The organism is Sphaerotilus sp. (assembly GCF_031429695.1).
Taxonomy (GTDB): domain Bacteria; phylum Pseudomonadota; class Gammaproteobacteria; order Burkholderiales; family Burkholderiaceae_C; genus Sphaerotilus.
In genome coordinates this window covers 103015-111755 of sequence record NZ_JANPAB010000092.1, presented here as the reverse complement: position 1 = coordinate 111755, position 8741 = coordinate 103015, and the positions used below count along the sequence as shown (strand labels likewise).

The 8741-nt window shown below is 68.2% G+C and carries 7 protein-coding genes; 3 read left to right on the top strand and 4 right to left on the bottom strand.

Features of this window, described 5'->3' with window-relative positions; all coding sequences use genetic code 11:
- Positions 1-554 (top strand): phospholipase D-like domain-containing protein (locus RMP06_RS18135; RefSeq protein ID WP_310463193.1); only part of this gene is annotated, 554 nt, incomplete at its 5' end.
- A 62-nt stretch (positions 555-616) separates the two neighbouring features.
- Here the strand turns inward: RMP06_RS18135 and RMP06_RS18130 are convergent.
- The gene (locus RMP06_RS18130) at positions 617-1687 is read right to left on the bottom strand and encodes a flavodoxin family protein (RefSeq protein ID WP_310463192.1); all 1071 of its coding nucleotides are present in this window, start codon (positions 1685-1687) and stop codon (positions 617-619) included.
- 201 nt (positions 1688-1888) lie between these two features.
- Between RMP06_RS18130 and RMP06_RS18125 the strand changes: the two genes are divergently transcribed.
- Positions 1889-4459, top strand: a complete 2571-nt coding sequence (locus RMP06_RS18125) for a chemotaxis protein CheB (RefSeq protein WP_310463191.1) — start codon at positions 1889-1891, stop codon at positions 4457-4459.
- 10 nt (positions 4460-4469) lie between these two features.
- Positions 4470-5105 carry a PAS domain-containing protein gene (locus tag RMP06_RS18120; RefSeq protein ID WP_310463190.1) on the top strand — a complete coding sequence of 212 codons (636 nt, stop codon included), beginning with the start codon at positions 4470-4472 and terminating at the stop codon, positions 5103-5105.
- Here the strand turns inward: RMP06_RS18120 and RMP06_RS18115 are convergent.
- The 3 genes from RMP06_RS18115 to RMP06_RS18105 are packed head-to-tail and all read right to left on the bottom strand — an operon-like array spanning position 5051 to position 8690.
- Positions 5051-5779: a Crp/Fnr family transcriptional regulator gene (locus tag RMP06_RS18115; protein ID WP_310463189.1), complete on the bottom strand. Its 729-nt coding sequence runs from the start codon at positions 5777-5779 to the stop codon at positions 5051-5053. The two genes, RMP06_RS18120 and RMP06_RS18115, sit on opposite strands and share 55 nt — an antisense overlap.
- An 11-nt stretch (positions 5780-5790) precedes the next feature.
- Positions 5791-6606, bottom strand: a complete 816-nt coding sequence (locus RMP06_RS18110; protein ID WP_310463188.1) for a response regulator — start codon at positions 6604-6606, stop codon at positions 5791-5793.
- A complete protein-coding gene (locus RMP06_RS18105) occupies positions 6606-8690 on the bottom strand; it encodes a hybrid sensor histidine kinase/response regulator (RefSeq protein ID WP_310463187.1) in 2085 nt (694 codons plus the stop codon). The genes RMP06_RS18110 and RMP06_RS18105 overlap by 1 nt, the downstream gene beginning before the upstream one ends.
- Between the last annotated feature and the right edge of the window lie 51 nt (positions 8691-8741).

Here is an 8741-nt window from a genome sequence, read left to right as displayed (position 1 = left end):
TGGGAACGCAGGTCGTGCGCGCCATCGGCAGCTCACCCGAGGAGGCCTACAGCCTGATCTACGCCACGCTGCTGTCGGCCATCGGCAGTGCCGAGACCAGCGTGCGCATCACCAACGCCTACTTCGCGCCCGACCCGCAATTGCTGGCAGCCTTGGTGGCCGCCGCGGCGCGAGGGGTCGAGGTGACGCTGATCCTGCCCGCCCGCACCGATTCGTGGCTGGTCTTCCACGCCGGGCGCAGCCACTACACCCGCCTGCTGCGCGCCGGCGTGAAGATCCACGAACGCCGCGGCGTCGTGCTGCATTCGAAGACGGCACTGGTGGACGGCGTGTGGGCCACGGTGGGATCGACCAACCTGGACTGGCGCAGCTTCCTGCACAACCACGAACTCAACGCTGTCATGCTGGGCACCGACTTCGGACAGCAGGTGCAGACCATGTTCGAGCGCGACCTGGCGGCGTCGGATGCCATCGATCTCGCGGCGTGGGAGCGCCGCAGCCCGGCATTGCACGTGCAGGAATGGTTCGGGCGGCTGTGGGAGTACTGGCTCTGACCCGCAGAGGGATCAGGTCACTCGATCAGGGCGAGGCCATTCGGTGTGGTGCCGACGGCGGCTCACTTCGTGCGGGGCGACTTGACCTGCTTGTCCGGTTGACTCAGTTGCCCGGCGCGCAGCGACTTCACCGCCTGAACCACCGACCGGGCGACATTGCCTGCTTCTTCCTGCACCGCCTTGTCCTTGTCGAGCGCGTCATGGCTGTTGTAGTAAGGCCCGTAGTAGCCGATGTAGCGGTCGAGCTTGGCCGCTGCGCCAGCGTCGATCAGCCCCATCCACTCCAGCCAGTCGGTCAGGTTGCGCCGGTGCACCTCGACGCCGGCCACGTCGCCATGCACCACGACACCATAGGCCCGGCCGGCCAGGTGTTTCGGATAGTCCCAGCCCTGCTGTTCGATGGCCTTCGCCTCGGCCACGTGCTTGCCGTGGGTCGTCGTCGGGTCAGGGTTGCCGCCATCGGCACAGACCATGCGGTCGATCATCAGCTTCAGCGGACTCGGCGACTGGTACCAGTAGGTCGGCGCCAGGATGATCACGGCGTGGGCCGCCACCCAGCGCTCGTAGATCTCGGCCATCCAGTCGTCGGCCTGGTTCAGCGCGTGGTTCGGGTAGCAACTGCAGGGCCAGTGGCACAGCGGCATGGCACTGGACACGCAGCCCTTGCACGGGTGGATGTTGCGGCCGTACTCCGACGTGACGAGGCTCAGATCCAGCACATCGGCCTGCATGCCAGCGCGCTCGACGACGCGCTGGGCCATCTCGGTCAGGCGCCAGGTCTTGGACACCTCGCCCGGACAGGTGCCGTCGTTGCGTGCGCTGCCGCAGACCAGCAGCACGCGTGACGGCGCCGTGCTGTCGCCCCAGAGCGTCTGAGCCGCTTTCAGGCGCTTTCGGGTGTCCAGCCACTGCACCGACAGTGCATGGCCGGGGTCGGCAAAGCCGCGGCCGGCCGGCCGCGTGATCGGCGCCTTGCGACCGTCTTGCACGGCGTCCCATGCAATGGCTTCGAGCCGAGCAATGGCTGCGCGTTCGCCGTCGAAAGCCGGGTCGTAGAAACGCAGGTTGAAGCGATCGTGGAACTGCGCGCGCGTCAACGGGGCCGGCGCTTGTCCAGTGCGGATCTTGGTCATGAGCGGACGGAAGGCATCGCATCTCCAAGTCGCAGGTTCTGGCCCACTGCCGGCACCTTGCCTCGGATGGTCCGGCCTGGCCGCCGGATCGTCCGTGCGCTGCCGCACATCCGCAGCGTCAAGGCAACCACTCTGCAGCGGACTGGGTTGTAATGGGCCGCGCTCCACTCCGTGCCGGCGCACCGACCCGATCCCCTGCCCATGTCCCTGCCTCTCTCCAGCGCACCCCGTTCCAACGAACCAGGCCGCACGCGCATCGTCGGACTCGGTGCGTCCGCAGGCGGACTGGAGGTCCTGGCGCAGTTCCTGGCCCACGTCCCAGTGGCCAGCGGGCTGGCGTATATCGTCGTGCAGCACCTCGATCCGACGCACAAGGCCATGCTCGCCGAGCTGCTGCAGCGCGGCTGCGCCATGCCGGTGCGCGAGGCCACCGAGGCGATGCGGGTCGAGCCCGACGTGGTCTACGTGATTCCGCCGAACACCGAACTCACCGTGGCCGGCGACCTGCTGCACCTCGCCCACCCCGCCCAGCCACGCGGCCTGCGGCTGCCGATCGACGTGCTGTTCGGCTCGCTGGCCCGCGACCAGGGCGAGCGGGCGGTCGGCGTGGTGCTGTCGGGCATGGGCTCGGACGGCACCCTCGGCCTGCAGGCGATCCGCACCCGCGGCGGCCTGACCCTGGCGCAGTCACCCGAGTCGGCACCCTTCGACTCCATGCCCCGCAGCGCCATCGCCGCCGGCGTAGTCGACATCGTGGCGCTGCCGGCCGAGATGCCCGCGCGCATCCTGCGCATCACCACCAGTCAACCGCCTGCACCGCCGCCCTCCGCAGGATCCCCAGCGAACGACAGCCCCGCCCCCCATCCGCTGACCACCATCCTCGCCCTGCTGCGCGAACGCAGCAAACATGACCTCTCCCTCTACAAGCCCAGCACCCTGACGCGCCGCATCGAGCGGCGCGTGGCCGTGCATGGGCTGGCGTCGGTGGCGGACTACGAGGAGTTCCTGCACCGCAATCCGCAGGAGCTGGACCTGCTGTTCAAGGAAATGCTGATCGGCGTCACCAGCTTCTTCCGCGATCCGCCCGTGTGGCAGGCGCTGAAGGACACCGTGCTACCCGCGCTGCTCGCCCGCACCGCGCCGGGCACACGGCTGCGCGCCTGGGTGGTCGGCTGCTCGACCGGGGAAGAAGCGTATTCGCTGGCCGTCGTCTTCCGGGAGGCGATGGACGCCCAGCCTGATCCCGAAGCGTTCACGCTGCAGATCTTCGCCACCGACCTCAGCACGGACGCCATCGCGCTGGCCCGCAAGGGGCACTACCCCAAGAAGATCGCCAGCGACATCGCCCCCGAGCGCCTGGCCCGCTTCTTCAGCGCCCAGGGTGACGGCTACAGCGTGGACAAGTCGCTGCGCGCGGCCGTGCTGTTCGCGCAGCACGACGTGATCCTCGACCCGCCCTTCACGCGGCTCGACCTGCTGTCCTGCCGCAACGTGCTGATCTACTTCAACGCGGCGCTGCAGCGCCGGCTGGTGCCGCTGTTCCACTACAGCCTGCGCCCGCAAGGGGTGCTGCTGCTGGGTGGCTCGGAAACCGTCGGGCGCTCGCTGGCGCTGTTCGCCCCGCTCGATCCCGGCACGCGGCTCTACCAGCGCAGCGACCAGGCCCTCCGCATCAGCACGCTGGATTTCCCGGTGCACCGCCATTTCCCGCCGCGCAACCTTGCGCAGGAGCCGAACGTGTCCCCTTCCTCCCCCCCGCCCCACCTCGCCAACCTCCAGACGCTGGCCGAACAGGTACTGCTGCAGCAGTTCTCGCCCCCGGCGGTGCTGGTCAATGACAGCGGCGACATCGTCTACATCAGCGGGCGCACCGGCCAGTACCTCGAACCCGCGGCGGGCAAGGCAAACTGGAACATCCACGTCATGGCGCGCCCGGGCCTGCGCACGCAGATCGCCGCCGCACTGCACCAGACGCTGCAGGACAAGCGGCCCGTCGCGCTGCACGGGCTGCGGCTGGAGCACGACGCGCGCCGCACGGTGGACGTGACGGTGCAGTGTGTCGACGAGCCGAAGCCGCTCGCCGGCATGGTGATGATCGTGTTCCGCGAGATGGCCGATGCGCCGTCCGGCGGGGTGCGGCGGCGGCGGGCGGCACGGGCGGTTGATCCGTCTGCCAGCGACGAACTCGTGCGCCTGCAGGAAGAGATCCGCGTGCTGCGCCAGGAGATGCGCTCCTCGGAGGAAGAGCTGCAGGCCGCCAACGAAGAGCTGCAGTCCACCAACGAGGAACTGCAGTCGGCCAACGAGGAACTGACCACCTCGAAGGAAGAGGCCCAGTCGATGAACGAGGAGCTGCAGACCATCAACAACGAGCTGAACTCCAAGCTCGACGACCTCGCGCTGGCACAGAGCGACATGCAGAACCTGCTCAACAGCACCGACATCGCCACGCTCTTCCTCGACAGCGCGCTGAACGTGCGCCGCTACACCGAGCGGGTCACGCGCATCATCCACCTGCGCGAAGGCGACATCGGCCGCCCGCTCAGCGACCTCGCCAGCGCCCTGGTCTACCCGGAACTGCACGCCGATGCCCGAGAAACGCTGCGCACGCTGGCGGTCTCCGAAAAGCAGATCACCACGACAGACGGGCGCTGGTTCAGCGTGCGGATCATGCCGTACCGGACGGTGGCCAACGTGATCCAGGGCGTGGTGATCACCCTGGTCGACATCACGGTCGCGAAAGAACTCGAATCCCGGCTGCGTGCGGCGTAGAGTGGTCGCCATGCCCCACCACACCACCGAACTTGACCGGCAACACGCCCTGCGCACGCAGGCCCTGTCCCGCCTGACCGGACACCACAGCCCGGCAGGCACACGGTCCAACGCGTCGACGGCACTCGGCGTGCTGCACCAGCTCGCCTCGTCGCCCTCGACGGCCGCCGACGCACTGGCCCTGCTGCACGAGCTGCAGGTCCACCAGGTGGAGGTCGAGCTGCAGGACGAGGAGCTGCACCGCAGCCGCACCGAGCTGGAAGCCGATCTGCTACGCCTGACCCAGCGTCACGACCATGCGCCGGTCGGCTGTTTCACCATCGACCGCGGCACGGTGCTGTGCGAGGTCAACCTGACCGGCGCGCGCCTGCTCGGTGTCGAGCGCGAGGCGCTGACGGGGTGCACGCTGGACGCCTTTCTGGCCCCGCACAGCGCCGACGCGCTGCAGGCCGTGCTGGCGCAGGTCGATGCCGGCCTCGGCGGTGGCCACAACGGCGAAGACCACGCCACCTGCACGCTGGAGCTGCTCACCCGCGACGGCCGGCGCCGCCACGTCGACGCCTCGGCCGTGGCGGATCCGGCCGGCGGAGGCTACCTGCTGGCCCTGTCCAGCAGCCGCGACCACTCCCGGCGCACCACGCCGTAACACTCGCAGGCGCGGGACTCCAGCCCCGCGCGGTCCAGCACCGCGATGTGCCCGCGGCGGTAGCGGATGCAGCCGGCGTGCTGCAGCTTGCCGGCCGCTTCGGTGATGCTCTCGCGGCGCACACCCAGCAGGCCGGCGATCAGCTCCTGCGTCACGACCAGCTCCCGCTCCGGCACCCGGTCGGCGCTCAGCAGCAGCCAGCGACTGAGCTGCTGGTCAACCGAGTGGTGGCGGTTGCACACCGCCGTCTGGCAGACCTGGGTCATCAGCGCCTGGGTGTAGCGCAGCAGCGGGTCGCGCACCTGCGCCACCTGTTCGAACGCCGCCTTCAGCACGCTGCGCTCCAGCCGGTAAGCGTGCCCGGCGGTCTGCACCATGGCCGAGCTGGGCGTCGTGTCGCCCCCCATGAACAGCGCCAGGCCGACCACCCCTTCGTTGCCCACCCCCGCAGTTTCCGCCGAGGCGCCGGACTGCGTCACATAGTGCAGCGACACGATGGCCGTGGTGGGGAAATACGCGTGTTCCAAGGGCCGGCCCGGCCCGTACAACAACTGCCCGAGCGGCATCGCCACCAGCTCCAGATGTGACACCAGCGGCGCGAACACCGCGGCAGGCAGCCCGGCGAGCAGGTGATTCTGCTCAGGATGGTGGGCCGGGGCGGACGGCGTGACCATGGCGAACCCGCTCAAGCGGTGATCTCAACGCCGATGCCGCGGTAGCCGATGAAACGACAGGCCTCCCCGAACATCGGCTCTCCGCTGACGCGGAAGCGCTGGGTCGAGCCGTCGGGGCGGACGCGGCTGAAGGTGAAGTCCAGGAAGGGCTGGCGCGCGGCGATGGTGGCCTTCAGGGTCTGGCGCTCCAGCGCATTCCATCCATCCATCGGCTTCGGCTCGGCCTCGCCCGCCAGCGGATCGACACACAGCCCGAGCATCTCCAGCACCGGGCCGGACACCCGCGTGAAGTGGCCGTGTTCGTCCTGCTCCCAGTACCAGTCCGAGGCCAGCTCCGCCAGACTGCGGAAGCGGGCCTCGCTCTCGCGCAGTTCGGCGGTGCGCTCCGCGACGGCCGCCTCCAGCACTGCGTTGGCGTGGGCAAGATGGCGGTAAAGCAGCCGCACTTCGAGCATGTTGCGAATGCGGGTGCGGACTTCGAGCAGGTCGAAGGGCTTGCTGATGAAGTCCTTGGCCCCGGCCTGCAGCGCGCGCAGCTTGTGCCCCGGTTGTGCGGTCAGCACGATCACCGGCAGATAGTCGTCCTGCAGACCCGCCTTCAAGCCCTCCATCACCTGGAAGCCGTCCATCTCCGGCATCTGCAGGTCCAGCAGGATCAGGTCGAAGGACTGGTGCCGGTGCAGCGCACAGACCTCGGTCGGTTGCCGGGTCGCGCTGACGCGGGTGTAGCCGCTGTCGGCCAGCAGGCGCTGCAGCAGCAGCACATTAGCCTCCTGGTCATCGACGATGAGGATGCTGGCGGCACGGATTTCATGCTCGGTGACCATCAGGTGCTTTCTGGCGTGAGAACGTGGGGAGTGGCGCGCACCTGCAGGGCCGCGTCCACCGCCGCCATGAAGACATCGACCTTGATCGGCTTGGTGAGGTAGCCGAAGAAGCCCACCTCCAGCCCCTTCTCGATGTCCCGCGGCATGGCATTGGCGCTGAGCGCGATCACCGGAATGCCGGCCGTGGCGGGCTCGCAGGCCAGGATCTTCAGCGCCTGGATGCCATTGATGCCGGGCAGGTTGATGTCCATCAGGATCACGTCCGGCAGCGCCATGCGGGCGATTTCCACGCCACTCTGGCCGTCGCGCGCGCTCAGCAGGCGGAGATCGGGCCGGCGCGCCACGAGCTGCTCGATCAGCATCAGGTTGGCCGGATTGTCCTCGACACACAGCAGCGTGCGGGTGGGCAGACCGTGGGGTACAGGGATGTGCGCAACCGGCGGGGGTGCAATAACGCAGCCCGCCAACTCCGGTGCGGCCGTCGTGTTCAGCTCGACCCAGAACACGCTGCCCACGCCGACCGTGCTTTGCGCGCCGATCTCGCCGCCCATCAGCTCCACCAGCCGCTTGCTCACCACCAAGCCGATGCCGGTGCCTTCGGTCGCGCTGCCCTCCTGCCCGAGGCGGTTGAAGGGCTGGAACAGCTGGGCGAGCTTGTCCGGCGAGAGGCCGGCGCCGGTGTCGCGAAAACTGATGCGCGTGCGCGCGCCGGCACTGCTGCACGACACCTCCACCCCGCCGCCGACGCGGTTGTACTTGATGGCATTGGACAGCAGGTTGATGAACACCTGCTTCACCCGCGTACGGTCGGCCTTGACAAAACAGGGGCAGTCGAACACCGGGAACTGCAGGTGGATGTGTCCCCCCTGCGCCTGCGGCTCGATCATGGCCTCGCAGTCGGCCAGCACCTCGGTCAGCGACATCGCCTCCTGGGACAGCGAGAGCTTGCCGGACTCGATGAGCGCCAGATCAAGGATCTCGTTGATCAGCTCCAGCAGGTACCAGCCGGCCTGCAGGATCTGGTCGATGCTGGCCTTCTGGACGGGCGTGGGCTTGGGTGCGCCGGACTCCATGAGCTGCGCGAAGCCGAGGATCGCGTTCAGCGGCGAGCGCAACTCGTGGCTCATGCTGGACAGGAAGTCGGACTTGGCCAGGTTCGCCTGTTCGGCCGCGAACTTGGCGCTCTCCAGCTCGACGTTGGTTTCCTGCAGGGCCTGGTCGAGGAACTTGCGCTCGGTGACATCGCGCGCCGCGGCGAACACGCCCTGCAGCATCCGGTCGCGGTCATAGAAGGTGGTGGCGTTCAACGAGACCACGGTTTCCTTGCCGTCGCGGGCGCGGGCGATCAGTTCGTAGTTGGTGACCTTGTTCTTGTTGAGCACCAGCTTGATGGCCGCCGCGGCCCGCCCCGGGTCGGTGAAGTAGTTCTTGAACGGCGCGCCGATCAGCTCGTCGCGGGTACAGCCGGTGAGCGCCTCGGTCTGCTTGTTGACGTCGGAGAGGATGCCCGAGGGGTCGGTCGTCATCAGCGCGTCCACGTTCGACTCGATCAGCGAGCGGGTGTAGAACTGCTGGTCGCGCAAGCGCTGGTCCAGCTTCTTCTGTTCGGCCTCGACCTGCTTGCGGGCGCTGTTGTCGGTGCCGATCAGCAGGTAGCCGATGATGAGGTTGCCGGCGTCGCGCAGCGCGGTGACCGACACCACGGCCGGAAACCGGCTGCCGTCCTTGCGGATGTAGCTCAGCTCGTAGATGTCCTCGATGCCACGCGAAGCCTTGAACACCAGCGCCTCGAAGCCAGGGGTGATCGGCGTCGACAGCTCCGCGCTCAGCTCCCGCGCCCGGGCGATCACCTCCAGCGGGTCCGAGATGTCGGCCGGCGTGATCTTGTTCACCACATCGACCGCGGCATAGCCCAGCATGCGCTCGGCGCCCACGTTGAAAATCTGGATCACGCCTCTGGCGTCGGTGGCAATGCTGGAAAAATTCGCGCTGTTGAAGATCGCGTCCTGCAAGGCACCGGTCTTCAGCAAGGACGCTTGGCGCTGCACTTCAGCCAGGGTGAGGCCAATTTCGGTGTCGGACATGCAGATTTCCCATGCAAAGCGTGTGACGATTCGGCGCGAATCGTCCCGGTC